Genomic DNA, 26,567 nt, shown 5'->3' with positions numbered 1-26,567 from the left:
TCATATGCGAGAGTGAGAATTGTTCCTGGTATTTTGGTTGGCTCCTCGATTTCGACCTCCAAATGGGAGCCATAACCCAACGCTTTGGCGAGAATACTCGGCGCCGTCGCAGGCGGTAAGAGCGAGTATCTATCGACGTCTTGATACTCATAGCAACGATCAATCTCGTCGTAAGGGCAGGGGAGGTCGTAGTCAGCCCCGTCCGGCAAAGGCCTGCGCCGGTGGCAACGAAAACAGACAAACGCTGTCGGGGTGGTGGCCGGATTGATGGCGAGAAAGTGCCGAGAGGGCGGCTTAGCCTGCCCGCGTCGGTGGTGTGGTGGGCGATTCCTGACCAGCATCGAGGGGACGAAGGCCCAAAGGATAGGTGAGCAGCATTAGGCTGCGCAAGTCGATGCGAATGTCCTCAGGTACGCCACCCATCGTGAGGGTGTGTCGCTTGTTGGCAACAGGACGGGGCCCTGCCTTGGGCCGATGCAAATTCCACCCATCAAAGGCTTTCGCCTGATAGAGTCGTTCGCTTGCGAAGTGGCGTGCGCTCGAACCGTAAGGATGACCTGCGCACGGACTACGACCCGGTCGGGCACACGATCCACTTCGCCCCCCGCATGGAGAGCATCGCCACGCTCTCCGCCATTCTGGTCAGCGAACTGACCTGCTGGCCGACGGAGGGCTATTTCGACTTCAAGGCGTTGGGGGCGACGCAGGTCAACGGAGTCCCCGATCCATTCGCCGTGTACGAAGTGCTGCGCTTCGGCGCCCTGCACACACGCCTGCAGGTGGCGCAGCGCCGCGGGCTGGCGTGGTTCGTCGGCAGGCCGCCGTCACGCTATCTTCTTCGTTCGCCCGCGCACGGAACCGTCCCGTTTCGGCCGCCATCCTTTCCCTGCGGCGTCACCCCGCTTCCCGAACTTGAGTAGTCGCTTCCCGGAACCGTAGGCCTAATTCCCGGCGTGGGGAAGCTAATTCCCGCAGCGGGCGCCGCGTTTCCCGCCGATCGCCATGACCAGCACTGCCTTATCAACTTTGTCTGGCGTGTCGGCCAGTTCAAAGTCGTCCCCCCGGGGCTGCCTCGCGTGCCGGCAGGCACCGCCCGACCGTCTTCATGAGATTCTCCTTTCGCTAGCGCCAATCGGCACTGCCAGCGTCCTCTCCACTGCAGCAAGGCTCTCCGTCACCGTCGATCCGAGTTCAGTCATTTTTCGTGCTCCTTGGCCCCGATCGCCGCGTCGAGCGCCTCGCGCAGCGCTTCCACGCTCGGCCACGGGCACGCGGCGGGCAGCGTGGCATCACGACGTCGGACGGTCTGCCAGGCGTCGTGCAGGTCCGGCTCGGCGCGCGCTTGCAGCGACGGCGATTCGCTGAGCGCGGCGGCCAGAGTCTCCCACTCGATGCGCAACTCGACCGCCGCCTCGTAGGCCAGCGGTAGCGCCAGCAGCGCGGTCATGATGTGGGTGGCGCGCTCGCGGAGCTCGCCGCGGTAGCGACCCGCAACGGTCTCAAATTCGTCTGCGACGACCGCCCAATCAACCGCCTCGGCCAGGCTGGCCAGGCGAACACGGTCGCCTTGCGCCTGCGCGTCGCGCAGCTTGGTGAGGAGCGCATAAGTGGCATCGAGTGTCTGGCTGTAATCGCACATTGAGGGGATTGCCAGAGCCGGCGCGAAGTCGTCCGGGATGTCCGCGCGCGGCACCGTTGCCGGGCCTGGCGGCAGGGCGGCGATCAGATCGGCCAGCGTGCGCACGACCCTGCCACGCGTGCGCTTCGCCTTGTGGCGGCGGAATTCGGTGGGCGTCATGGGCCTCTCTCCGGTCAGCGGGCCAGCCCGATGCCGGTCACGAGATTGAGGGCGAGCAGCAGCGCCAGAGCCCACCGCATCAGGCGCAGCTCGGTCTGCGGCGTGGCGCGGCAGACCTGCAGCTCGGCGCGCAACGCGCCGGCGCCGCGGCCGAACTCACGGCGCCCGTCCGCCAGCGCGCGGTAGATCATCGCTGCCACGTCCGTGTTAACTAGGTCGTGGCTCAAGCGTCCTCCTCTGCCCGCACCGGGCCGCAGTCGGACCACTCGCACTCGGGCCGACGCGTCGGCCGGGTCGCGAGCCACAGACCGCCGGCCACCAAGAGAGCGCAGACCAGGTTAAAGGCGATGAATCCCACTTTCGTCTCCTGATCTGGCCAGCGCGATAAGAAAACCTACCGCAATGGCCACTCTTTGCACCTTATTGGAGCCGCAAATATGCGGCTGCGGTCGTAGTCCGATTTGTATTGTCACAACGTCAAAGCAGGTATCAGTGAGAACACACTCCTAGCGCGCTCGACCGATGGCTCTACCCATCTTACGCCCTCTGCCATCCCTAGCAACGAGTAGCCAAACACTATTCATATCGAGCTCACGATAGTCGCGCAAATGTGCGCCACCAGATCGAAGAGTGTTCCTTGTTTAACTTTTCGTCGTTGCGAAGCGGGAGGTGCCGTTTGGCAATTCGCGACTTGCATGGATTCGATCGAGCATATTGAACGCGATAGACCTTCCACGCAGGCTCCCATCCACTGGTAATGTGCGGTTAGCCCAAAATCTGATCGGCATTTCTTCGGGACCTTCGTACACTCGCGCCGCCGCGTAAGACCGTTTCTGCCTACGCCTGGGAACCCATAAACCCCCGTGGTTTCGAGAGGATTGGTGGCAGCTTCGCGTAGCGGACAGCGAGGCCAGACCCGTCGTCATTTCTTCGATGCGGTGGGACCACTTAATGCGTCATATTTTGGGGGACTGCGATTGGACCGGGAGGAAACGCCGTGCTGCGATCGGCCGGCTCGTCCTGCCTATGCGCAGCGGTTCTCGTTGTACTTATGACGCCATGCTTCAACTTGGGCGCCGACATCGGCAAGGGCGCCCCGTTCCATCGCATCGGCCACGTCAGGCCTGTTCAGCAGCGTGGCCAACGCCAGCATTACCGCATGCGCGTTGGGATGGAGGGTGCATGCCGGATGGAATCCTGTGTGCACCCCCCGAGCGGCGCCCCACGCAGCCAACTTTCCGAGGTCCACGTCTTTCTTGTTATCGGTCACCACGCGCGCGGGCAGCTCCACATGGCAGTGCCCGCCAAACAGGAGGCCATCTAGCAGTGCCGCCACTTGCCGGCCGAGGGGGGCGGGGCCGAAGCGGGCTGCCAAACAGGCGCCCTCGTTCAACTCGACCACCATGTGCAACTGCGGGCGCCCCAGCGTCGGAAACGAGATGCCCGTCGACAGCACGATCCACGTGCCCGGCTGAAAAAGTTCCGGAATCTCGGTGCGCACCATAGCGTCGGCGCTGGCGCGACGAGCGGCGGCTTTATCCATGGTGACGTCTCCCAGTGCCGGGACCACTTGAAAGTAAGGCAGGGCGGAGGGGGCCGTCAAGCTGCCGGACGGGGAGACCGGTCGCCGCTGTTCGGGGATGGGATAGCCCAATATAGCTCGGAGCCTGTTGCCGCCTAGGTTTGGCCCGGCCCTCACAAGAGCCATATCCGGCACTGTCAACGAGTTTCGTGGCGCGACGTCCAATGTGACGGTCCGGCTGCTCAAGCCCCATCAGCTATGGCGTGAAGGTCCGTAATCCGGCCGGAGACTACGCTCGAATGTCGGCGCGAAGCCTTGGGTGAGCGGCTTAGATGGCTGCATTCGGTCCGGCGCTGAATCCGCGTAGGGCAGAAAACGACCCAAAACAGCCGGCCGTCGTTGACGTTCGCTATGGCCGCTTGCGAGATACAACTGACGTTCTCCATCCTGTGCAACTTCGGCAGGTTCACTCCTAGTCGAGGACTTCGACGGTGGGCCGAGATAGCGCGACGAGCTGGGCCATATCGCAAGGACGCTTGGTCAACGTAGCAGGGCAACGGCGCATAACCCGGACAAGTGCGCCTGACTATCCTAAGCAGCATTTCTTGTACTTGAGCCCACTGCCGCAGGGGCACCGGTCGTTCCGACCGAGTTTCAGGAGGCGGACTTCTCGCGAATATCGGGCTGCCGGGATGAGTCTAGAAGATGCTCGTCGGGAGGTTGATTTGTCCTCCATTGAGGAGGCCTTGGTAGACATGGCGGCGGAGTTGCCACAATCCAACCGCATGCTTCGCGCGAGGGCCCGCTTTTTCAGCGATGCCCGCGCCTTGTCTGGCTAAGCAAGGTGGCAGATTGGATGGAGGACACGGTGGGGGCCGAAACCAAGACGCTTCTTGCTGACGCTCGGTCGATCGCATTTTGATGAATCTTATGCCAGCGTGCTGATCCCGTTCCTCGGCCCTCACGCCCCACACCCCACGTTCGAGGGGTCGAGGTGGCGAATTGTGCGCAGGACAATCTGGGGTATAAGTCATTGGGGGTCATATGGCTACGCTCAGCCTGCGTCGCATCAATCCGTCGTGGCGACGGTTCGGGTTCCTCTCTGTACTGGGCATCGGCACGATCATCGCGACAAACCCGACGCTACGGCCGGCGATGACCGTGCTCTGGGCTTTGGTCCTGATCATCTTCAGACCCAAGCAGCCGCTGGTCTCGGTGCGCGACGAAATACTGGCGTGGGCAAGGCTGGGCTTCCCGGCGTTTTCCCCGACCTTCGCCCTGATCGGGGACAGGGAGCAATCCGGCTTCCTCTTCGACGAGGCGCACGACAAGGTGATCGTGTATTGCGAGCGGGGCGCGCAGCGCGCGATGTACTCGTTTCGCGATCTAATGAAGAGCGACCTGATCGATGACGGCAGTAGCGTCACCTCGACTTCGCGCACCAGTCAGCTTGCCGGCGCTATCGTGGGCGGCGTTCTCTTTGGTGGGGTAGGGGCGATCGTGGGCGGCCTCACGGGCAAGAAGAATAACGCGCGCACGATCAAGGAACTGGCTCTGCATATCGTGGTGAACGATCGGGCAAAGCCTCTCTTCGTGATCGACGTCCTCGCGCTCAGGAAGGCGGTGGCGCGGGACAAGGTCAAGGCGCAGGTGCTGCATACGCAGAAGGCGCAGGCGCTCATCGCCGGGCTCATCAAGACGGCGGATGATGAGGATCGCGCGAAGGAACGCGAACAGTTGGTGGCGATCGCAGCCCCGAAGCCGGCGGCGCCCGAACGACTGTCCTTCGCCGACGAATTTATGAAGCTGGCGAAGCTGCGGCAGGAGGGTGCTTTGTCGGAGCAGGAGTTCACGGATCTGAAGGCGGAGTTGATCCCCCGCGCAAAACCGGTTTCCGCGTAGCCACGGACCTTGCTGCCGCACCTGGCCGCAGTGGGCCATTGGCATTTGCGTTGGGTTTGACGGCGCGCGTTCGCCGATAGTCGACGGGCTCACCGCCCCACACCGGAATGCAACACCTTCTCGAAAACCCATGGGTCATGCCAGCGCTTGCGCCCCATCAGCCGCGCAACGTGTGCCTTGTGATTGATCGCGTCCCGCGCGTCCTTGCGCTGATGCCGGCGGGCGTTGCACAGCCGGCAGGCGGCCACGATGTTGCTTTCGAAGTCGCCGCCTCCATCAACCCGCGCGTGGAGATGCTCGGCCGTACATTGCAGGGTGTGAGCCTGGCGCTTGGAGAGGTGGAAGGTCGCGGCGAATGCTTCCGGGGATTTCTGCCACATGGGGCAGCAGCAGTAGTAGCAACGACCGGATTGGTACTGAAACGCGAGGGTGCGCAGACGCGCGAGGGTCTTGGGCATTTGAGCGGTCCTATATCAGGAAGATTTCAAACTTCGAAACCCGCTCGCCCGTAGGGGGCATACACGGGGACCAGCTAAGTAGCTTATGCTGGGCACCAAATCAGCTCCGAATTGGAGACTGACGGAAGAAAGTGTAGCCTCAGAATTTCCGGATGCACAAGGGGGGCGGCGCCCGCCCTTGCAAAATCACCACAGTGCACCGTGTCCGATACCACCAAGGGAAGAACCGGTTGCGTGAGCTAGCCTGCGTTTCAACAGATCGACGCTGGTTGATTCCATTGGCACTTCGGATCCTTGGCGTCGGCGCATCCAAAGGAAGGCACCGCAAGCCGACGAGCACGTGGGGGCGCAGCTCGGGACATTCGCTGACACTCCTCTGTGAGACGGAAAGTCACCAGCTCTCGGCGGGCTCCCACCGCCAAGTCGCGCCCGTGCGTGAACGACCCAAAACGGTAGTCGCACATCGTTCCGCGAATGGCCGAAGTTCAGTGCCAACACGGTCATCGAAGATCCGGGGCCGAATGACTCAAACTGGTTGCAGATTAAACCGGTCGATGCAACAGCTTGATGGAATCGTTCAGCCGGTGTATCGAAGTTTAGTGTCTTGCGCAGGCGTTCGTTGAGCCGCCTGAACTTCCGGACGATCTACGCGGCCCTGAGGGCGGTAGGTAAAACATGCGAAGCCGCGGGGGAGCCCATAATCACCGCACTGGTAATCAATCAAAAAACGGCACGTTGCTCAAACGGCCTTGAGAAGGAATTTGGAATCAAGGACGACGCCGCAGAGCGGCAGCGCTGTTATGCCTACTGGCGGGACAACGAACCGCACGACGAGTCAGGCACTGCCGAGCCAGACAGGGGAGCCCCCGACGCAGACGCGGGCCGCGACACGGACAATCCAGGTGATGCTGAAGATCGACTAGCTCGGTTCCTGCGTGTCCAGACACGTCCAGAGCAGCCCGCCTTTCGAAAGGCGGTCTTTGAAGCTTATGGCGGCCGGTGCGCCATCTCAGGCTGCGACATCCCCGAAGCCCTCGAAGCTGCGCATCTGCATGGACGGAATTGGCGCGAGGGCGATAACACGGCTCAGGACGGCATTTTGCTTCGCCGCGATCTTCACACGCTTTACGATCGAGAACTGCTCGGCTTCTCTGAAGGCGTGGTGTGGTTAAGCGACCGAGTACTGCACCACTACGGCGAGCTTGAAGGGGTGGCGGTGTCGGCAAATTCGGGCGCTGAGCCCGGGGCAACCTAACTCTCAGCGACCGACAAGCAATCCTGCTGCGCCCCCTCCGTTATACAAGGTAGTTCATTTGCACTCACACCGATTTCTCGAAATGAAGAGAGATCTGCCCTGACGCTATTCTTGCTGGCCATTCTGATCCCAGCCACCGGGCCCGGCGTGACGATCAGAGCCGCACCCTCTTGCGGCACATGAGCAAAGAACCGAGTTTCGGATAGCAGCCGCACTTGCGAGCATCAGGGGTAGAGGGTGCGAGAGTCGGCCCAGAAGCGTGCCCATCTTTGCTCGTGCTTGATTCGAATCGAGCAGTCTAGCCTGAACGACCACTACTGACCGCCAGGGGCGACTGGTTTCGGCGAAGCCACATACGCTTGCTGGCGGTTGCCGATACTCGCTGTGGTTGACCCGATCACCGAGATGGGCGCCGTGCGAACAGATATAGTTTGCCACTTGCAGGCGACTTATCGCGCTTCACGCGCGCTGTTCTGCAGGTATTCGTCCAAGTCTCTTTGGAAATCAACCCCGTGTTCGTCAAGCAACAAATACGCAAAGATTTCGCGTAATGAACGGCGCAGGTGTGGGATGTCGTCATGCATGATTGGGGTGTACGGCATGTCACCGTACTTGTTCGCCGGATGCATTGTCATGATGCGCTCGTCGTAGAACGATTCGAAGTACTTCTCGGTTTCATCGGGCGCGCGGAGACCGAACGGCGCATCGAAGTGTTCATGTAGCCAGACAGCGGCATCGTGAGCAGACGGGTCTTTGATTCCAAGGACTTGCAGGTGGCGCTTTACGAGGCTAAACGATGCGTCGAGCGCAATGTAGAGTGACAAGATACATTCTTCATTGAACTCGTAGTGTTGCCGCAGCATGTCGGCCTTAATGAGGGTGTAGACTCCCCGGAAGAACACCCAGCTCGCATCAGCCAGGGCGTCCCAAAAATTGAGCAGTCTGTCGAACCCATATCGCTCGGCAGCGACGACCGTGTATTTCTTCTGGATAACGCCTGCGAGCCGTCCGTGCTGGCCAAATGGCGTTCTGGATTCTGCGGAAGTCTTCAGTATCAGCTCCCTCACCCGATGAACCGTGAGAGGACAAGCCAGGTCCAGCTTGTGCGCATCGATCCGAGGGCTATAGCGGACAATGGGGTAGAGACTAACGTAGGGTTCCTCCCGGAGCTCACAAAGCACCAACGATGCCATCAGTCGTAGCTCTTCCGGTGAGGCCCAGTTGAACTCTGAATAGGGAGCATCCTCGAGTACGTCATCCCAGTCGGGCCCATGTATGACAGAAAAGGCAATGTCTTCATCCGCGTAGAAGAAGCCCGTAGGAACATGTTGGACTCCGCCTGGATATGTCCCGCGCGGATCCATGACCATCACTCGATATGTGGGTGCGCCACGGCGCGCGACGACTTGTTCCCAAGTGAGGAATTTCAACGGCTTCGTTGCGGGTGCGCGGCGCATTGCCTTTGAAGATGAGAGTGGTTAGAGAACTTCATGCGGTCTTTCACTCCGCATGACTGCGTCATTTGCGGCATGCCAAAACGAAGAGATAGATAGCAAGCTGACATCATGAGCTCGGCGAGGGGCAAAGAGCACGCAGGGCTTGCCGCTGTACGAACTCCTAGCCACATCTAGAATTTTTTCATAGTGGTGGTCGCCCGTAAGTAGCGCAATGCGTTCCTCTCCTTCTACGCCGATCACGATGCCAGTTTGGTTCCTAGACCTCCCAGGCGTCGCTCGAAATGTCGTACCAGGAGCCACTGCGAAAGCCTTGGTGCCCATCTGCGAAGTAGTCGATCGATAGCATAGATGCTGCGGGCTCGTCCTCGTCCCGCTCACCGACCTCATCTTGCATGCTCGCGACGAGGTCTCGATGATCCCCAAAAGTAGAGAAATCCAAAATGACGTTGCGACGTTTCGTCTGCGCGTCGTATTCGGAGTGCTGGGCAAAAAATCGCATGTTGATTGGGCGGGGTCGGGTTGCCGGCGTGATGTCCAATTATTGCCGAAACGACTGCCTTCGAGTTGGAGCGGATGATCGGGCTGGGCTCACGTCTGACTCCGCAGAATTTCCTCGGCCTGGTTTGGGCGATGCGACGGGCGTGTCTTGTGTGGAAATCTTTTCAGATCGAGAAATCGGCAACCCTTTGCAGCATCGCCCCGGCCTATGGCGGGCCATGGCCCTTCTGTTCTGCCATTCCGCCTATCGCGTGTTGCTTGCGACATCGCCCCACCGTTTTGTCCGTCGCTGCGCCTGTCATACCAGCTTGCCGTTGCTAACTCGGAGCGAGTGTTGCTAAGGCAGAACCCTACGGAATTCAGCAAGCCTCGGAAGCAGTCCAGCGAGCCGGGCCCTGTTATCCAAGTATCGATGCGAGTAAGGCATAGCCGGCTTCGCCGGCGCTCGGGGCGGACACTCAATCCTGGCGCCGAAGTTGATGCGATGTTTAGCATGCGTCCTCGTCGAGAACGACGCCGTCATCAAGCGCCATTTGGGCGCGCGTGCGCGCGGCAACAGTTCGGATTCGCTCCCATCCTGCATTGAATCTTGCCGTATCTCGGACTCTCGATCTTCGGAGAGGCCATCCGGCGTTGGTAGCCCAAAATGTCGGCATAGAGCCGCAGTTGTGACGAAGAACTTGTGGCGACGGTTGCCGATGTAGTAGTCCAAGGTGACGCCAGTGGCGGCGCCGTAGTAGTGTGGCCTCGGCTTCACAGGGGGAACTCAAAGCTTACTGCAACGACGGTCGGAAGGTGTTTTCACTTGCCCATAACACGGCACGAAAAGGTGTGTGAAAGGACATACCTATTCGAGCCGATCGATCGGCGCATCTGATCTCAAAGGCCGGAAAGATTTGCATGTTGGAGCGTATTGTAAAGTTTCTTGAGGTTGTGGTCAGTTGACATAGTATGTAATTGAACACACCTTCCGCATGGGCCTGTTCGTTGAATCCTTCCCTCTTCTAGGGTGACGATGATGACGACACGGCCAACTCTCTTCTCCCTCGATTTCACAGCGACGAAGCCGTTGCGCTTTGCAAGGCAAGCTGTCGTGCTCAGCCGGTGCGTGAAATCTGTCAGCCGCACGCCAAATTTCCCCACCGCAGGGATCGGATAGTCACCGAGACCACTACTGGTGCGCGGCGCTTGCCGATCAATGCGGTCGGCGGAGACATCCGTCGAGGTCGGCGTTCGTCGCGCCCCAAGCCCGAAGAAAAGTGAAAGCCGATTTCACAGCATCGGCGGCACCTCGCCCGAATTCGAGTACTGGAAGTTGGGAGGCTCGCAAGCGCTGGTCGTGAGAGTCCAGAGGCTGCAGATGATGGGGTGTCGCCGATACCAGCAGAGGAGCGGGAGATCGCGATGCCGATGTGGCCAGTCAGTCCAGTGGATGAGCAGCCATGTATTGCCTTGCGGCAATGGCGAGTCATGGAGACCGAACAACAACAGTGCCATCTAATTGGCCAGAACGTCGCGACCGGCGTGGCGCGGGTCAGCTCTGTCATTGTCGCGATGGACGAGTCTTGCGCCTGGGCGGTTACCAGGTCGGGACGGCTCTACTCCTTGGAGGGTGCTCCAGGGCAATGGGCCGACGCAGATTGCCTTTGGGAATTGTGGTCGGCATTCAATTCCGTGCAAGCCTTTACCGATGTGACAGCCCGCTTTGTGAGGGCTGAATCGTCCCTCCAGGCCAGCCCGGACCGCAATGCCCCGTCCGCCCGGTGACATCATGGCAAATTCGAGCGGGTTTGCGGCGACCCTGGGCCCGGGCCAAGGTGGCTGTTATGGGGAAAAGGCAAGACTCCCGATTGCTCATATTTTTCGTCGGCAAGGAGCGAGGCCATGCTGCTTGTTACTGTTGAGATTCTTCCTGGCGGCGGCCGCTTTGGGCGTCGCACATTGGGCACCGCAAGGATATGGAGGAAGGGCGGCGGTCCGATCGCCGACTACGGCGTTGAAGTAGACGAAGACCTGTTCCCGACGTTGGTCGCAGAGCTGCAAATGTATCCTCGGTGGTCCTCTAGCCTATGGGATCTCGTCATTCGTGCCGTTGCTGTTGCGCTTGGAGGTGTCGAGGAAATGCCCGCTAGGCCGACCCTTCCGAAGGTGCCGGTCCATGAGACCAATGGCTTTCGGTACGTTCGGATGAGCGAGATACCGGAACCTTCTCGAACCTACTTTCAGCACAACATGGCGCGTTCCACTAGGCCCATGGTGAGCGATGATCCAGAACCTTGGGGGTGTGTATATGTTTGGGACTGGGACGATTTTTTGAGCGGAGATAGATAAGCGGGAGAGGGCGACGATAAGCGGACTGGTTCATGGTGTGCAAATACATATGGCCTGCTCGGAAATTCACTCACCATATCCACTCTCATGGCCAAAAGTGACCCTCTCGGTCATCCGTTCCTCACGTCCCACTACGCGTTTTACACACCAACCGCATTGGTGCTTTGCTTGCACACTCGACATTTGGAGAGGCCATGAAGCCAATGCGCATCGTCGACGCTCAATGCATACGCTCCCCCGCGGACCAGCAGAGGTTGGGGTCCGGGGATTGCCTCATCACGTTCTGCAAACTTTCCTGGGTACCCGCTTCCGATGCCCACCTCGTCGTCGTTTGTAGGCTGGCGTTGCCTGAATGCCTCTGCTCCCGAGTGTTCTCACTCAGAAGCAAAGGGCAGCTCGGGTCCGCGTTAGACCGCGCCATGTCCGCGCGATTGCCTTGTCAAGTCATCACAGACGGCAATCTCCCTGAGCCCACGCACCTATTGGCCTCTTGGGCTGGCAATCGTGGGGTGAAGGTCTTTGAGGTCAAAGACGCGACGGTTGAGCCCAGTGTCTTTCCATGCTTGCTGAGCTTGTCCGTCGTCTGGACGGAGGCACGTCGTCGGGCACTCAAGCCTGAGGCTGCAAATGTTGAGTTCGAGAGGTGGCGTCTCGCTTTCAATAGCGCTCTCGGCTGCGACAACAGCAGACGCACTCAATCATGACGGTGTGCAACTCTTCGCAGCGATTGGGGAGGTCGGTCGCGTTAGATACCTATCCTACGCGTCTTCAAAAATTCATTCAAATTATGAGAACGATAGATGAGGGCGAGTTTGGCGTGGAAGTGTCCGGAAAATAGGGGTGTGGCGCCGTGTCGTTGAGGTCGGTGCTAGTTGTTCTTGCATTTATCAATTGTTGACATACAAAAATACTGAAAGACAACGAGGTTCCGAGGCCACGACTGCCGGCATGTGCGCGCTGCGAGACGAAGAGCGTGCTGTGTTGATGCACATAGCCCTGGCGGCCATGGGGTTTTGAATGTTGCACCTGCGCAAGGGGGTGACTGATGTCCACCGAACACGACCAAATTCGGATAGCGCGACCGCCGTGTCCGCCCGATCTGACTGCGATTGCGATGGAGCGCCGCGAAGCACTACTTGTTGCAACCGAGGAGGCCTTCAACGTCGAACCCTTGATCACAGGAGAGCAAAGGGGGTGCAGGAAAACTGCGGCGGGCGTCGTCGGTTTCCGGGTCCAGCGCTTTCCAAGCAAAAAGAACGCTCGGGATGGCGTGAACGTCTATTTTTCCTGTGAATCCGGCCTCGAGTGGGCTTGCGCTCTTGATCTCGAGCGCAATAGATCGTTCCAAGCGTTCGTTTCGCAGGCGCTCGCCATTCCGCTGCCGGATGGGACAAAGCAGATCGTCGACTTCATCGCCCTGGATTGGGAGGGCATTCCTCACTACCGCGAAGTGAAGGTGTCACCAAGCAAGACCGGTCACCGCGCGATGGAAAAGGTCATCGCAGCGCAGAGTCTGTTGCAGGCCTGGGGGCTCGACTTTCAGATCGTCTATGCAGAAGATCTGCCGAGTGGGCTGCCGCTGAGCAACCTCCGATACCTGTACTCGCAGTACACCTGCGCTCCTACCGAGGTGACACAAGAACTGGTTCTTGGATACCTGCGCGCTTGTCTTCCTTCGACCTACGGGGCGCTACGCCAACAGTTCGGTGAAGAGGTGGCGTTTCTCATGTTTGTCGGTCTCGTCGAGGTCGACCTATCGAAACCAGTCAACTATGAAACCGTCTTGACGCGCTGTGCAGCGACAGGGCGCGGACGCCCATAGTGCAAGTGCCAAAACGGAGAAGTGCAATGAAGAAACATGCAATGAAGTTTGGAGAATTGCTCGCACCCGGTGCGGTGCTATTGGATTGCTGTATGAGCGATGTGCTTGTGACGGACGGCACCGGTGAGCTTACTAGGCCGGAGATATGCGTCGCTATGGATGTGTACTCGAAGGCGATCGTGGCGCTGACCATCCGGCTCGCGCCACGGAATGGAGGCAATCATGGACACCCAGATATCGATGACGCCTAGCGCAGATTTCGTACTCCACGAGGGTATGCGGTTCGAACTCGTAGGAACACAGTACGAGATTGTGTCCAATTTTAATGGGAAGGTTCGGTATGTTGCCGTAGTCGGTGGAAAGCGGGCAATGACGATGCCGCGCCAAAACTTCGACACCCTTCTTCGGAGCGGCCAACTGACACTGCGGCAAAGCGTGGAGGGTTCGATACTTCTCGGAAAATCGGACGAATGCATGCAGAAGACACTCCTGAGACTCAGGTGCGCACAAGCAGCAATTAGTGTTCTGGCGCACCCCCGGTCGGAACGTGAGGTGGCGCCCTGGTTGCCGGACTATTGGGGGAGCCTAGGAGTCGCCGAAGACATGCCTCATCCCCGTACGGTCACCCGGTGGGTCGCCAAGCTGAAGAACCTGGGTACGCAAGCGTTCATGCGCGACTACACGCCTCATGGCAACCCGCATCCGAGGTTCGAAGATTACGTTGAGGAAGCACTCCACGCCGTAATTCAGGAGCACTTCCTGCAGCCCGAGAAGTGCACGTGCTTGGATCTGCGCGCATACCTCATTGGGCGCCTGGCAGAGGAAGGAAGGTTGCTGACCTTAAGGAAGGGAGGCCTCATGAGTTGTAGGACTATTCAGAGAAGGGTAGCGGACATCGATCCCTACGATATTGACGTAGCGAAGTATGGCAAAGAAGTTGCCGACAGGAAGGCGCGGGCTTCAGGGGTGAAGATGAAAACTCGCCGTCCGCTCGAATACGTCCAGTACGACTCTGTATGTCTCGACATCCTGCTCGTTCACGATGACACAGGAGAGGTGCTCGGTAGACCTTGGATGACCGCATATCTGGACATCTTCTCGCGTTGCCAGGTTGGTCGGTACATCAGCATGCTGCCGCCATCGGCCTGCACAGCTTTGGCCGCGTTGAAAGATATGATCACGGCGCCCACGCGGGGCAAGCCTGGTGGCGTACCGGAATCGGGCACCCCCGACTTCGGACGGGAATTTGAGAGCTCGGGCCTGATGCGCGCGACGGCTAAGCTCGGCACTAGTACCAAGTTGCCTGCAGTGAGGGACCCGAACGACAAAGCCTTCATGGAGTCCTTCAATAATAGCGTTCAGAATTTCTGCCACACGTTACCGGGTACGACGTTCTCCAAGCCAGAGGATCGAAGGCACTACCCGGCGGAAAAGAAGGCCTGTCTTGGCTTGGCGCCTTTCATCGCGCGTTACGACGACTGGGTAGAGAATGACTACCACGTTCGGCCGCACAGCGGTACGGGCAGGGCTCCAATAAAGCGATGGAACGAAGCAGTCCGGCTTGTGCAGCCTCTCTATTACACGGAGGAGGATGCCGACCAAATCTGCCGCAAGCCTGTCCGCTGTCGTATCAATGATGGCCGTGTTCATCACTACAACACCCTCGATTGGTATAGCCCGACGCTTGCTGCATTGGAGCGTGCAGGAAAAAAGGATGTGGTGATGCTGATCGACGAACTCGACCTTAGCTACGTGCTCGTCGAGCATCCGGATGGCCCAGGGTTGCCACCGATTCGTGCGGAATCGACTGAGCCCGAATACACGACCGGCCTTACTCTTGACTTGCACGAAGCTTGCTTGAAGGAGCGGAAGCTATGGGCGGAACGGGACGTGGCCGAACTCGGACCGTATGGTCTTCTTTACGCGAAATATAAAGTTCTCCAAGCGGCGCAGGACGCGGTAACGGAGGGCCGGAGGGTCCGGACGATCAACATGCGGAAAATGGAAGACCTGCGCGAAAAGGCCGCACAGGCACAAAAGGTCGTAGAGGATCGCGAAATCTACCGCGCCTCCGATCTTGGAGTTCCTCGGAGGCAATCTACGCGAAACCCCATCGACGATACGGCGGACACAGACGACGAGGCGCCGTCGCACCGTACCCATCCAACGGCGTTCGACGCCGAGGAGGAGGATTGATCATGGCCAAAGCTACCTGCCGGTCTCTAACGAAAGCGCTGGAATTGGAGTGGGGCGATACGACATCCCGAGTCCACGGAGGACTCAAGGCCATCACAATTCCCACCCCAAAATTCACTAGCGCCATGCTCAGCATACGCCGACTTCTTGATGGCACTACCTGTGTGTCCGGAAGCCGGGAATACGCGTTCATGGCGGGCCTGGGCAAAGGCCGCGTTGCCGAACCGCGTCAACTCAGGACCTTCAGGCGGAGGGTGTGGTCACGGATGGAAAGGGCTAGGCAACCGCCAACGAAACGATTGACACGCATGGCGTTGCGCGGCAGGAAGGTCCTCGTCTGACAGTCCTTGTGCCAAGGAAGATTGATCATGGCAACACGAACCCATTTCCCGCTGCCGGAGTCATTGTCACCAGCGGGAGGAGATGCCCCATCCCTGGTCTATGGGCAAATCAAAGCCATTACCATTCGCCACCCAGACTACAAGCTGGCAATGGAGGGCATACGAGAGTGCATCCGCGACTCTGTCCATGCCCCGGAACCGCGTGGCTGCATGCTGGTGGCGGAGGGGGGCATGGGGAAGACAAGATTGGCTGAGCAGCTCATGAAAGACCTTGACGATACTCCGACGCGTATCAGGCGTCGATGTGAAGTCAAGCTCCGCCATGCATTCTACGTTTCCATCGATGGGAAGTTATCCGCGGAAGGACTTGAGGAGGAAATACTACGTGAACTTCACGACGCAAATCCGGCAGGCGGAAGCCCACAAAGCAAGATGGCAAGAATTCTTGAGCAATTCGATCAGTGCGAGACTTATATTGCGATTATTGATGAGGCACACCAAATGGCAAATCACAAGCGCCTGTCTGCAGGCATTGAAGGTGTGCTTAAAAAGCTAACTGCGAGCGAAACGGTCGTGTGCCTGATGGCGGCGAAAGAGGGCAGGGAATTGTTCAGGAATGATAGCCAGATGGCGCGACGATTTCCGATATTAAGGCTAAAGCCACTGATGCCGGGAATACCGAAGGAACCTGGGCCGCTGCAAGGATTCTTGCTGGGGATGCGCAACGAGATCATCAAACGAACACCAATCAGAGATATGCCTGACTTTGAGGTGTATAGGAACGTCTTGCGCATGTATGTTGGCGCAGGCGGCAACATCTCGTTTACCACAACGCTTCTCGCGGACGCCGCTAAGCGCGCCGTAAGGGACGGTCGTGAGAACTTCACTTTGGAGGATCTGGCGGCCGTTTGGTCGATCGATAACTTCGATTCGGTAAGACTGCGTTCCTGCGGTGAAAATCCTTTCACCGCCGACGAGCGTACATTGGGTAGGGCCATCAGGAGGGCTTGATGGACTCTCAAGCGTTGGCAGTGCGGCCGATCATGGTAAACGACGGACCCTGGCTAGAGAGTCCGGGGAGTGTCCTAACACGCGCGGCCGGGGAGAATGGCTATAAGAGTCCAGAGAACATGGTTTCAGTTCTGCTGGGCCTGGATTCTGGAGGGTACGCGGCAAGCGCTTGCTGTAACCGCGAGCGCTTTCGGAAGATCCTCGTGCGATGCGGTATCCGAGATGCCGAAATCGAGCAACTCAGCTATGTACGGTCCGCTATGACGTCCGAAGCGGACCGAATGGTGGGCGTCCTCGCTTTCCCAGAGGACCTCTTTGGATGCGAGCTTGGAGCCTTCTGTCCCGTGTGCCTCGGCGAGGATCCCTACTGGCGACGTCTCTGGGCACTGCTTCCGTTTGCGGGGTGTCCAATACACGGGGTACTAATGCCTCGAACATGCCGGATCTGTAAATCACCACTAAGATTCAATCGTCGATATCTGGATAGATGCGACTGTGGAGGCGATCTGACACGTGCTGAGGCAATTGAAGTCGACGTGTCAGCAGTAACATGGTGGCTTGATCTAGTCCGGAAAGGTGATCCTTACGCTGTGCTTGCAGCTTACACCTTTATTGGCGTGTCTCGAGTGCTTGCAGATGAAGGCCAGAGCGCTGAGGGTGCTCTGAAGGCCATCAATATTACGGCGAAGTGGCACCAGTCCCACGAGGCGCTCGAACTCGTGGAATACGTCGACCGGCAAACTATGCACCCGCGGCTGACGCTGTTACCTCTGCTAATGCGAGAAGGGACAATGTGTGCCTCGCTCGCACTCGAGGCGCTCAAACATTGCAGGGACACCACCGAGCATCTACTCATCGATGACGCACCTTTGACCAAGCGTCAAGTTCAGGTGGCACTCGGGATCAAGCAGTCGCACATGACACATTTCGTCGAGAAGGGACTCCTCGACTTTGACTCCGGCATCCATGCAGCAGCACAAATGGTCAGCAAAGCCGCCACGAACAAGATTCTTTGCGATGCAAGTTGCGTCAAGACGACCGACGGTAAGCCTCAGCCTCTGACCATGTCACTCGCTGCCGTTGTACAAGAGATCGAAGCGGGCCAGCGGTTGTCCGGAGGCTTCGATCAGAAGGTGGGGCTGACGTCGCTGCGAACGTTGAAGCAATCTAAGATTGAGGAGTTGCCGTGCCCGGGCTATCTGGATCTTGAACAGACGGCGGTATGTATTGGCACTTACGATGCTGGAATAAGAAGCGTCATAAAATTTGGCTGGCTCAAGGCTGAGCACGTACAAATGCCTGGACACTCAAAGATGCTGATGTGTCTGCAGAGCGACGTCGAAGCTTTCAAACAGACTTTCGTGTTCGGCGGCGCATTGGCTCGTACCATGGGTCAAAACTCTACAAACTTCACGGAGAAGCTAAAGGCGGTCGGTGTTGAGCCTGTCGCGGGGCCAACAATCGACGGAAGTCTGCTTTATCTGTTCCGCCGCGAGGATCTCGTTGGAGTGAATCTGGAAGCGCTGAAAGATCTAAAGGGCTATCCTACTGCCACAGGGAGAAGGCCTGGATATCTCCCACCGGGTAAGCCGGACTCGATGACTCTGGTGGCGGCGGCAAACCAGCTCAACATTCCATGGGACGAGGCGCTTCGGCTGGCGAGAGAGGGGCAACTGAAGCCATCAGGAGATCTATCTCGCGAATGGCGAGTGACCGTTGATTCTGTGCAAACACTGCGGAGCCTTGTCGACAGCCAAAATTGGATAACGATCGATAAGGCTGCACGGTTGCTCGGCGTGTCCCGCTTACATTTGGAGTACGGCTTGGCGGTGCACGCTGGCGTGTCGCCCACACACATCGGAAGTTTACGTCTGATTTCCAGGGAGGACCTTCGAGCGATTCGGGAGCTCAAGAGACAGTACTACACGTCCCAGGAAGCGGGAGCAATCTTCGGGTTGAACAAATCGCATTTGCTCAACATGGAGAACCGGGGTGAGATTGCCTCGAAGGAGGCGCCCTCAGGTTCAAGCCCGCACTTGATTAGGCTTTTTGCTAAAAAGGACGTGGATAGAATCCTTCGCGACTGGAAGCGGAACCGGTCCTTCAAGTAGTTGCACCGGGCTTCATCAATCATGACAGGTTGGATGGCCGCTTATCATCTTACTTCGGCCGGGCCGCAGCCACCACCGTCTGGCCGGACGGATGCACGCGGCGGAACTCCGGTTGTCTCTAATCGTTTAGGCGTCGTTCGACGCTTGCCAGCAACGCGCGGTGGCACACTCATATTGCTGCGGGTGACGGCAGGCATCGAACAACCCTAAACGATACCAGCCGTAGCCTGGCATTCGGGGAGGGGCTGTAGGTCGGCCGACCCAGTCATTGACAGTTCATAGCATGACCGGGGCGCGGCCGGCGCCGCTGGCGCACAGGTTGATGCGCCGAGGAGGCGGGTCAAGTCGGGCGCCTTGACTTGAATAGCAGTTGACTCGCTAGCCATCCCGCGCGACGGCGTGGATGGCCTCGGTGGCTGCCACATCGGGCTCGATTTCGGCGCCAGCTCGCATGGGGCCGCACTGCCGGCATAGGACAGCAAGGAGCGTGGCATTCGTCGGCCGCAGCACATCTTCGCTCTCGATCAGCATGTCCATCTGGTACACGGCAACGTGCCATGCGGTCATGTCGACCGGCGCCCCGCAGCGGGCACAGGTCTTCTCAATGGGACCCGGCCCGGGATATCGCGCCGGGATGTCATATTTGGCGAGCACCGCGGGTCGCGCCGCGGCGCGACAGTCACAGGAGTAGAACTCCTCGATCCAGAGGTAACCACCGACATCCGCGATCGGATATGTGTCCGCAGGGAAGCTGACTTTTCGAAGGAGGCGGAAAGCTCGTACATCACCGCATCGCACGACGTACCGCACTTCATGCAGGGACCCATATTACCTCCGGTGGGAGAAGGTCTCGTCGACAGCCGTGGGGACCGCGCGGGTGCTCCATTCTTAGCCGCTTGGGCTACGCGACGTGGTTGTGATGCCTAAGCTGCTATCGAACTGAGCGAGCTGTTCTCTTTTCCATTTTTTTGGCTATCTGTTTGCCTACGGCGACGGCGCCGTCTGCGTTCAGGGTGCGGGTCGCTCGGTGGGACCAGCGCGCGGGCACAGGTGGGATCAGGCGCCACGGCAGCGTTATCGCTTTCTCGACTGCGGCGGCCAAGACCGGGTCTGAGATCAGGCCGGCGGGCAGCCTGCCGGCGTTCGCACGTGTTGCCGCGATCCAGATATCAATCACGTCGTCGCGGCCGTCTGCGACGGCATGTTGAATGTAGTCCCGGCGCAGACGCAGGCGCCGCGCGTGTCGGCGCAGGGCGCGTCGTCGATTGCGCGCGGAAGCCGGATTTATCGCAAGGGATGCCATGGCGGAGACCAACGAATCAACTTGCGAATCGAGCAACTGCTTGCCATCAGCCGTGACGAACTTTCCTCCTTAAAGATGACGATATGGGGCTCCCTACCACAGAGCATTTCGGGTGAGCCTCGCGCGGCGTACGATGAGGGTGGCAGCGTGACATAGGACAGCCATCGCCTCGGTTACGAGGGCGACCCGGCATTAAAATGAGACTCTTCGCAAGGCTTCACCGCATTTCTAGGGTCGGAGACACGGCAACAAGGCGGGCCTGCGCCTCTTGCAATGCTTGAAGCGAACGAGGTGCCAAGGCATTTGGCAACGTGTCATCCCCTGCTGGCGCAAATAACAAATCAGCCAGCCATTGAGGTGTGCGAGCGTCATCATCGGGATCCTTGTGTGCGAAATGGAGCAGCGAACAATCTGCCCATAGTTCGCCCATGCCTTTTGCTGCGACACTAATCAGAATGCCGGTGGGGGAAGTAGCTCGCGGAAACGTAGTGGATTTTTCGCCCAACAGTGTCCGCGTGCCATCCCTTTCAACCAAGACTGTCGATACACATCCCAAGGCGGCATCGAAATCACGGCGCAAGGTCACCTCCACAATTTGGCCTTTCTCAAGAGATAAGGGAAGGCTGACGGCATCGTCTGTTGCAATATTCTGGGGCTGTCCATTGGGGACGGGTTCGACAGCATCGGGCATCTGGAGTTTCAATTCAACATCGCGAAAAGTTGCTACATGCGCCGGGCTGCCAAGAAACCTCACATACAATTTCCAGATCTTGCTGGTCTCACCTCCTGTAGCGTGGAGGTCAAAATATGCCCTTTGATAGATGGGTGGCAGCGCTGAGCGGGCAGCCGGCGTGCCGCCCTGAGCAGGTGGGATAGCGCACAGAATTACGGCAGGCATCTCTATTTCAACGACTCTCACATAACGGGATCTCGCTGCGGCCTCGGAGCATTGAACCTCGCGAAGGATTTGGCCACCAAAGTATGCATCGGCGAAGACTTCGACGGGCGCACCCTTACCAGGCGCGACGGTCGAGTGCAATAGCACAAGATGGCGATGCATCTGAAGTGGAAATCGATTGTGCGTCTGCGAACCGCATAGGCTAATCCGGATGTGTGCTCCTGCGTCGTCGCGATAGAAAAAGCTTAAGTGCATTTTGTTCAGTTTTGCGTAACAGCGGCGGGAATCGAGTTGTTTTGACGTGTCAAGGTCGATATCCAGAAGCGCCCACAGATGACTGAAATTCCGATTTGTGCGCACCCATGCGAGCGATGTCGGCGTACTGGCAATAGTGGTGGCTTTGCGACCGTTGGGTGCAACGAGATGTAGGTCTCCTGTGCGGTCCGGATTCCCTAGTGGTTGCGTGGTCCAATGCACGCTTGCTAGGGCAATGGGGAACGCAGAAGGTGGAGCCTTATTCTTATTGTCTGGGGCCAATGTGGCGAACAGCGTCGCGCAGAATTGCTTGGCGCCCGTGGCGGTGTGAAGGACAGCTAGTGCGGTGAGGTGAGTGGGGTTGATCGTCGCTAAAACATAGGGCTCGTTACCTGCCCTCGCATCGGATGTCAACAGAGCTGTTTCCGCCACTATTTGTATTTGCGCGGAATCCGTACCGAGCCCGCGTACGGATAGCAATGTTTCAGCGTGGCCATCCTCAACGCTGCGGCAACGCACAAGCTCGCCATCCACGAGGGCAGCGGAGTTAAAGGTGATCCATTGCGATTGGTGGACCGTGAGATCGTCGCTCAAACCTTGAACGGTCCAGTTCGGGTCCGCATATCGGCGCATGACAACGGCAAAAAAATGCTCCTCCAGGGCTGGAGTGTTGTCTGAATTGGCAAAGTGAGGGGAAAGCGTGAAAACCGAGTTAGCGAAGCGTGGGTCAACGGCGTCACTTGAGTCAAAGGTCTGTCCGATAGGCCCTTCCAGGCGCAGAACCGTGGCGCGCGCCAGCGCTTCGTTCATTCGGCTGTATGTCAAGCGTGGATCAGGGCCGATTTCCTTGCGGTAGTCCAGAATCTCAACCTCGGTCGGCGCTGTTCGATTGGTGCCCGATGCGTCTGGCGGAAAACCATAGCCTATACCGGTCTGAATTTCTGCCGATACGCGTTCAGCCAAACCTACCTCGGAACACGGTGGCTCTTGCAAAAATGCCATGACTGCAGGCGTGATTGAGGTGTCGGACGCCTGTGTAAGGGGCAGAAGGGCTCTTAACTGGGGTCGGGTGAGCCTGGCGATACGTGCATCGGCAAGTAACGCTACACGAACCATCCACACTGCTGCTTTGCTGTGATTTTCGTCCCATGATCGCCAGTTCGATCGCGCTTTCTGAGTGAGCGCACCAGCGTAGCGAGAATATGCACGGAAACGGTGGCGAAAATATGTGGCGGAAGAATTTTGCCAGGCGAATGAGGCAAGTATGGTGCCGTTTTGCGCCTCGCTTTCCTTTGTTAGCCCATCGTGGGGCAACAAGGGATGAAGCAGGACGGCCTTTTCGGTCTGCGCATTCTCCTCGCTTCTGCCTAGGAAAATTTCATTTTCGAATTCCAGAACCGTGGAATCGGCATGTAGCGGCCAGATGGGCGGCGGCGCGTCACTTCGGACTTTATACAATGTCGGGTCGATCGTGTGTGTCATCGGCAAGCCATGATGGCGCCATTGCTGTGTCGTAACATCAATCTTGCCGATTAGTCGCCAAGCATCTCGAGAGCTTGAATCAATACTTTGCGCCGCGGTCAGCTCGTATTGGCGAAGTAGTGGTGCGCTACGCGTAGTAATGTAGCGAGGCGCAAGGTCGACGAACGGATGCTCCGCAACGTAAAGCATGGTCTCGATCTGCAGCGTATAACCCGGAAAGAGCAGGTTATCCTTATCATCATGCCCCACCGTCAATTGTTGATATCCTTGGTGGAAGGCTGCAGGCGCCGCAGCACTTGGAGCATTAAAGTTTGCGCGCGGAACGGCCGGAATCAAGCGTAATTGTGCAATGACGCCGGGCGGTACGTTGATGGATAGGGTGCCTGGGATCCATAAAAGTTCGAGCTTATCGGGCTGTGACCCAATGGAAATCTTGCACCGGAATGCTTTGTCTAGTCGCGTCAGAATGTCTCGAACCGGTTCAATGTCCGATGGGCCTGAAGACAGCCCGGCTACTGCTTCGGCAATGGCTTTTCCAACACGGATCGGGATGGGCGGTGGATTGTTGAGTCGCTCCTTGAGCGTATCCAAGCACACCAATTCAGCCCATATGGTGTCGACGCTTGGATCGGGCAAGTGGTCAAGTCGTTTGCCAATTGTGTCGGTTTCTTGGTCGATGGTCTTGCGGAATGGCGCACCGCGGTGCTGATAGCCGTACAGAAGCTGGTCCATCAGAATAGCCTGCGTGGCCTCCGGAATGCTGCCGCTTAGCTCCTCATTTGAGAACCATCGCTCGAAATCAAATAAGCCAACTCGCGGCATCACGATCTCTGCTTCCATGCCGCTAGGTACCATAGGCATCCATTGAGTCTGTTCCTGTTCGGGCCGCAGTATCAAGAGCGGTGTGTCGGCGCGCGTGGCATCTGGTCGGGGATCGCCAAACGTTATGACTGTCTGTCCTGAGCTGCGCAGCGTCAAGCGTATATGCCAGGGGAAGTGTTGGACGGCTTCTATTCTGGGTTTGAGTTGCGCTGATAACGTCTCGAGCGCTGTGCGAACGGAGTACGTGAAGACGCATTTGTTGATGGCTTCGCAACTCACTGTCACCCAGCCTGGAGAGTCCTGTGTCGTTTGCTGCAGATTGTTTAGCGTGATGGTGACGATGCGGGATGTTGCCCTTTGGATGAAGCTCACATCGAGTGTGGCAGCATCCCCGCTCCATTTGAGCTCGCGCAGTGCAAGTACCACCTCGCCTGCTTGCATTGATGAAGAGTCGGTAAGAGGCAAGGTGCCCTGACCGTTTGTCGAGGAGAATAGGTCAAGAGAGCTCGTGCGATCTGTGCTGGAGGCAAGGGAAAGTCTCGGATAGTCGCGCGATAGAGGATGAACATCCGTCGGGACATTGCCTATTGCCATCGTGGAGCCGCTACCCGGCGATTCAACGAGATGTATCGCGCCTACGGCCGTACGCCGTTGATAGTCATAGCGATTGACGTTGGTGGGAGCGATGATCTCCTCGCCTAGATGCCAGGGGTCGTCGAGCTCGTTTGAACGCAAGGCAGTCGGCAGGCTTCCGCTATTGGTCGTGGCGAATGCGAAGGCCTCGTATGCACGACCATAAGCCAACTTGTACACCGGGGAAAATCCGGTGTGCACCGAGAAGTCGACCACGGAAGCTCGGACGAATGGCTGGGCTTTTTCGGAGGGGCCAGAGGCACTGCCGTCCATGGCAGGGGGACATATGAGCGGATAGCCATGATAAAGAATGGCGTCTTGTATTTGGCCGTCCTGTATCGCCGGCAACCATGTGCGCAAGCCAACTGTTTCGTGAGCGCCTTTATTCCAGCCGATCGATGCTAGATTGAGGTGTGCCCACTGAGGATCCGCTTGCCCTGGATCGAGCCGGCGCAGGGCAATCCCAATGCCGTTAAATTCTTTAGCAAAATCTTCTAGAGCCTCGCTGTCTTTCATGCCGGCGATCACGATCGGCAGCGGCATTGGCGCGGCGTCAGGCACAAAGCCAAGTTTGGGATTCAAAAGCTGCCTAATCGGGTCCGTAGCCTGGCGATAGGCAGTGGTGAGAAAGCCGTCAACAGCTTCGTGGAGCCCATCCAAATAGCCCAAGTCGCATGGCGGTAAGCCGTTGAGCAAAGCGTCGAAACATCGCGCGGGCGTGTTCCCGCGGTGATACGCGTTGCGCCTACGCATGTAATAGTCTGCGTTCTCGATACACTTGCGCAACAGTCCCCCTGTTGGAGGCCACGAATTGCGGACATGCTGGCGTAGCTCCACAATAAAGTCTGCGCACATGGAATGGCGAGCCGCATCCGCTCCATTGAAATTCGTTGCAAGGAGATCTACATATGCTTGCCAGGCCTCGGACACATCTCTTCTGAAGGCGTCAAGATCTTCGGCGGGCCACGCTGAATCGGCTAATTCACTAGCAATGGCGTCGGCGGGCGTCTTCCCAGCTATCTTAGCAGCGCCTTGGAATAGGGCGTTTAAGGCTTGCTCGACACCGTCTTCTTGCTCCATACGCTGGACCGACTGCAGTACAATCGAATATGGGGACGCGCGAAGTCCCATTATGGTTGGACTGATGGATGCCGCAAGTTGACGGATCCGTGACTCGTCGAGGTCGGAAAGTGCTTCTTCGCCGCTAACTAGAGCGTCAAAGACAGTTCGTGCGGCTGACGCGTCTGTGTCGCTGGGCTTGTTTAATCCGTATACTTCCAAGAGAGACAACGCGGTATCTTCGGCGCCGATGCTTCCTGCGATGCAGGGATTCGTAGCGAGTAGTTTGCGTAGCGCGGCGACGATCGTTCGCTTGTCTAGCTTCGAATTTAGCCGCAATGGCAACCGCTGAGCTGCATACAATAACTTATTTACAAGAGGAAGTAATAGCTCACCTGCGACATCGGGGCCCGATGCTGGACGAAGCAGCCCGATCAAAAGCGGGTCGAGTCCTGCGCGCAGCCCTGTGAGCAGGTGCAAACGGAGATTCGTTGCATGAAGCTCAGCTTTGAGAGGGTCGACAGCAGTCCGGGTCCAGGTGGGCGAGAGTCTCTCATGAATGTTTGTACTGAGACGTTTGTCGTTTTGGAAAAGACCAAGAAGCACCGCGAACCCGCTAACGATACCGCCCCATCCGAGCGCCATCCAGTGGAAAATTCTTTGGACGGCCTGCGCGCTTTCGTTGATGGTTAAGTAGCCGTTTTCATCCAAAAAATCGGGCCAGAGTGAGGGGGGCTTCCCAAGTGGATTCACCCGGCAGAAGAGTGTGTCACCTGCGTCCGTTTCAATTGTTACGTCCCATTGACCGGTCCCTGGTGTCTCGATGACCGCTAAGCTGTTCGCTGGTTTGAAATCTGTAGGGAAGGGTACGATGACGAGGGCTTGGTCCCCAGCGGCCGGAACGGGTTCAGCTCGAAGTTCGGCTAACCTAGTGAGGCTAAACTTGTGTGGTATTGGGGCGTCCCATATGTGTGAGGCGCGTAATCGATGGCTTGCGCCGAGGTCTGTTTGGCGCACAACAATTGGCGCGTCTTTGGCAGACCCTAGCGTAGTAGGCTGCGTCCAATATTGAGCTGCCTTCGCGGGTGCGCCAGCCGCTAACCAGTCGGTCAGATTGGACACCTGGCCAGGACCTTGAATCGCCCTAACGGCGATCTGTTCTAGATGAAAAGCGCTCAGCCCTTGCTGTCCGTTTCGAATAGCATAAAGATGAAAATTCCAGCTACTGGAATCTAATAAGAGCTTTTGGAATATCGCCTCGGCCGTCGCTTCGTCGATGGCTAGCACGTCGTCAGTGCTAGCATCGCTTTCGCATTCGATGTTTAAATTTAACGCGTACGCGACGGCTCCGAAATGGTAGGAAGGGGGCTCGCGATCATTGACGCAATGCAACCGAACCGAGACTGCCATATG

Annotated in this window: 17 protein-coding genes and 2 pseudogenes; 10 read left to right on the top strand and 9 right to left on the bottom strand. The window is 58.0% G+C overall.

What is annotated here, in order from left to right:
* Positions 1-533: 533 nt before the first annotated feature.
* A pseudogene (locus ACW4E8_RS25675) lies at positions 534-818 on the top strand (hypothetical protein); the annotation flags it as partial.
* Between the two features lie 377 nt (positions 819-1,195).
* Here ACW4E8_RS25675 and ACW4E8_RS25670 read toward each other — a convergent pair.
* The 4 genes from ACW4E8_RS25670 to ACW4E8_RS25655 all read right to left on the bottom strand — a co-directional run bounded on the left by ACW4E8_RS25670 (position 1,196) and on the right by ACW4E8_RS25655 (position 4,056).
* Positions 1,196-1,798 carry a hypothetical protein gene (locus tag ACW4E8_RS25670; RefSeq protein ID WP_456807090.1) on the bottom strand — a complete coding sequence of 201 codons (603 nt, stop codon included), beginning with the start codon at positions 1,796-1,798 and terminating at the stop codon, positions 1,196-1,198.
* A 14-nt stretch (positions 1,799-1,812) separates the two neighbouring features.
* Complete coding sequence (locus tag ACW4E8_RS25665) at positions 1,813-2,025, bottom strand: hypothetical protein (RefSeq protein WP_456807089.1); 213 nt, start codon at positions 2,023-2,025, stop codon at positions 1,813-1,815.
* A gap of 797 nt (positions 2,026-2,822) precedes the next feature.
* Entirely contained in the window at positions 2,823-3,341 is a 519-nt protein-coding gene (locus tag ACW4E8_RS25660) for a hypothetical protein (RefSeq protein WP_456807088.1), read from the bottom strand.
* 565 nt (positions 3,342-3,906) lie between these two features.
* Entirely contained in the window at positions 3,907-4,056 is a 150-nt protein-coding gene (locus ACW4E8_RS25655; protein WP_456807174.1) for an SEC-C metal-binding domain-containing protein, read from the bottom strand.
* Positions 4,057-4,364: 308 nt separating this feature from the next.
* Here ACW4E8_RS25655 and ACW4E8_RS25650 point away from each other — a divergent pair, with 308 nt between their 5' ends.
* On the top strand, positions 4,365-5,222 hold the full coding sequence (locus ACW4E8_RS25650; protein ID WP_456807087.1) for a hypothetical protein: 858 nt from the start codon (positions 4,365-4,367) through the stop codon (positions 5,220-5,222).
* 89 nt (positions 5,223-5,311) lie between these two features.
* Here the strand turns inward: ACW4E8_RS25650 and ACW4E8_RS25645 are convergent, their stop codons facing one another.
* The gene (locus ACW4E8_RS25645; protein ID WP_456807086.1) at positions 5,312-5,680 is read right to left on the bottom strand and encodes an HNH endonuclease; all 369 of its coding nucleotides are present in this window, start codon (positions 5,678-5,680) and stop codon (positions 5,312-5,314) included.
* Between the two features lie 604 nt (positions 5,681-6,284).
* Between ACW4E8_RS25645 and ACW4E8_RS25640 the strand changes: the two genes are divergently transcribed.
* Entirely contained in the window at positions 6,285-6,935 is a 651-nt protein-coding gene (locus ACW4E8_RS25640) for an HNH endonuclease (RefSeq protein WP_456807085.1), read from the top strand.
* Positions 6,936-7,384: 449 nt separating this feature from the next.
* On the opposite strand, the gene ACW4E8_RS25635 is transcribed toward ACW4E8_RS25640, so the two are convergent.
* On the bottom strand, positions 7,385-8,365 hold the full coding sequence (locus ACW4E8_RS25635) for a hypothetical protein (RefSeq protein ID WP_456807084.1): 981 nt from the start codon (positions 8,363-8,365) through the stop codon (positions 7,385-7,387).
* A 2,409-nt stretch (positions 8,366-10,774) separates the two neighbouring features.
* Between ACW4E8_RS25635 and ACW4E8_RS25630 the strand changes: the two genes are divergently transcribed.
* The 7 genes and pseudogenes from ACW4E8_RS25630 to ACW4E8_RS25600 all read left to right on the top strand — a co-directional run bounded on the left by ACW4E8_RS25630 (position 10,775) and on the right by ACW4E8_RS25600 (position 18,702).
* Complete coding sequence (locus ACW4E8_RS25630) at positions 10,775-11,221, top strand: hypothetical protein (RefSeq protein ID WP_456807083.1); 447 nt, start codon at positions 10,775-10,777, stop codon at positions 11,219-11,221.
* 1,045 nt (positions 11,222-12,266) lie between these two features.
* Positions 12,267-13,043, top strand: a complete 777-nt coding sequence (locus tag ACW4E8_RS25625) for a hypothetical protein (protein WP_456807082.1) — start codon at positions 12,267-12,269, stop codon at positions 13,041-13,043.
* A 26-nt stretch (positions 13,044-13,069) separates the two neighbouring features.
* The gene (locus ACW4E8_RS25620; RefSeq protein WP_456807081.1) at positions 13,070-13,294 is read left to right on the top strand and encodes a hypothetical protein; all 225 of its coding nucleotides are present in this window, start codon (positions 13,070-13,072) and stop codon (positions 13,292-13,294) included.
* A complete protein-coding gene (locus tag ACW4E8_RS25615; protein WP_456807080.1) occupies positions 13,266-15,239 on the top strand; it encodes a hypothetical protein in 1,974 nt (657 codons plus the stop codon). The genes ACW4E8_RS25620 and ACW4E8_RS25615 overlap by 29 nt, the downstream gene beginning before the upstream one ends.
* A 368-nt stretch (positions 15,240-15,607) precedes the next feature.
* Positions 15,608-16,591 (top strand): TniB family NTP-binding protein, encoded by a 984-nt coding sequence (locus ACW4E8_RS25610; protein ID WP_456807079.1) that lies wholly within the window; start codon positions 15,608-15,610, stop codon positions 16,589-16,591.
* Positions 16,591-17,004 (top strand): annotated as a pseudogene (locus ACW4E8_RS25605) (TniQ family protein); the annotation flags it as partial. The gene ACW4E8_RS25610 and the pseudogene ACW4E8_RS25605, both read left to right, overlap by 1 nt.
* Before the next feature lie 177 nt (positions 17,005-17,181).
* Positions 17,182-18,702 carry a hypothetical protein gene (locus ACW4E8_RS25600; RefSeq protein WP_456807179.1) on the top strand — a complete coding sequence of 507 codons (1,521 nt, stop codon included), beginning with the start codon at positions 17,182-17,184 and terminating at the stop codon, positions 18,700-18,702.
* A gap of 378 nt (positions 18,703-19,080) precedes the next feature.
* Here ACW4E8_RS25600 and ACW4E8_RS25595 read toward each other — a convergent pair whose 3' ends face one another.
* The 3 genes from ACW4E8_RS25595 to ACW4E8_RS25585 form a co-directional block, all read right to left on the bottom strand.
* Positions 19,081-19,269: a hypothetical protein gene (locus tag ACW4E8_RS25595; RefSeq protein ID WP_456807078.1), complete on the bottom strand. Its 189-nt coding sequence runs from the start codon at positions 19,267-19,269 to the stop codon at positions 19,081-19,083.
* Positions 19,270-19,633: 364 nt separating this feature from the next.
* Positions 19,634-20,041 carry a hypothetical protein gene (locus tag ACW4E8_RS25590; protein WP_456807077.1) on the bottom strand — a complete coding sequence of 136 codons (408 nt, stop codon included), beginning with the start codon at positions 20,039-20,041 and terminating at the stop codon, positions 19,634-19,636.
* Positions 20,042-20,222: 181 nt separating this feature from the next.
* The gene (locus ACW4E8_RS25585) at positions 20,223-26,564 is read right to left on the bottom strand and encodes a hypothetical protein (RefSeq protein WP_456807076.1); all 6,342 of its coding nucleotides are present in this window, start codon (positions 26,562-26,564) and stop codon (positions 20,223-20,225) included.
* Positions 26,565-26,567: the final 3 nt, after the last annotated feature.

The organism is Cupriavidus sp. CP313 (assembly GCF_054072015.1).
The sequence above is the reverse complement of the archived record's forward strand: the minus strand, read 5'-3'. Positions and strand labels throughout refer to the sequence as shown.

What these genes read in the sequence shown, in the direction of transcription:
- ACW4E8_RS25670 (WP_456807090.1), bottom strand. Translation starts at nt 1,798, where the DNA reads ATGACGCCCACCGAATTCCGCCGCCACAAGGCGAAGCGCACGCGTGGC.
- ACW4E8_RS25660 (WP_456807088.1), bottom strand. Translation starts at nt 3,341, where the DNA reads ATGGATAAAGCCGCCGCTCGTCGCGCCAGCGCCGACGCTATGGTGCGC.
- ACW4E8_RS25655 (WP_456807174.1), bottom strand. Translation starts at nt 4,056, where the DNA reads ATGGAGGACAAATCAACCTCCCGACGAGCATCTTCTAGACTCATCCCG.
- ACW4E8_RS25650 (WP_456807087.1), top strand. Translation starts at nt 4,365, where the DNA reads ATGGCTACGCTCAGCCTGCGTCGCATCAATCCGTCGTGGCGACGGTTC.
- ACW4E8_RS25645 (WP_456807086.1), bottom strand. Translation starts at nt 5,680, where the DNA reads ATGCCCAAGACCCTCGCGCGTCTGCGCACCCTCGCGTTTCAGTACCAA.
- ACW4E8_RS25630 (WP_456807083.1), top strand. Translation starts at nt 10,775, where the DNA reads ATGCTGCTTGTTACTGTTGAGATTCTTCCTGGCGGCGGCCGCTTTGGG.
- ACW4E8_RS25625 (WP_456807082.1), top strand. Translation starts at nt 12,267, where the DNA reads ATGTCCACCGAACACGACCAAATTCGGATAGCGCGACCGCCGTGTCCG.
- ACW4E8_RS25620 (WP_456807081.1), top strand. Translation starts at nt 13,070, where the DNA reads ATGAAGAAACATGCAATGAAGTTTGGAGAATTGCTCGCACCCGGTGCG.
- ACW4E8_RS25615 (WP_456807080.1), top strand. Translation starts at nt 13,266, where the DNA reads ATGGACACCCAGATATCGATGACGCCTAGCGCAGATTTCGTACTCCAC.
- ACW4E8_RS25610 (WP_456807079.1), top strand. Translation starts at nt 15,608, where the DNA reads ATGGCAACACGAACCCATTTCCCGCTGCCGGAGTCATTGTCACCAGCG.
- ACW4E8_RS25595 (WP_456807078.1), bottom strand. Translation starts at nt 19,269, where the DNA reads ATGACCGCATGGCACGTTGCCGTGTACCAGATGGACATGCTGATCGAG.
- ACW4E8_RS25585 (WP_456807076.1), bottom strand. Translation starts at nt 26,564, where the DNA reads ATGGCAGTCTCGGTTCGGTTGCATTGCGTCAATGATCGCGAGCCCCCT.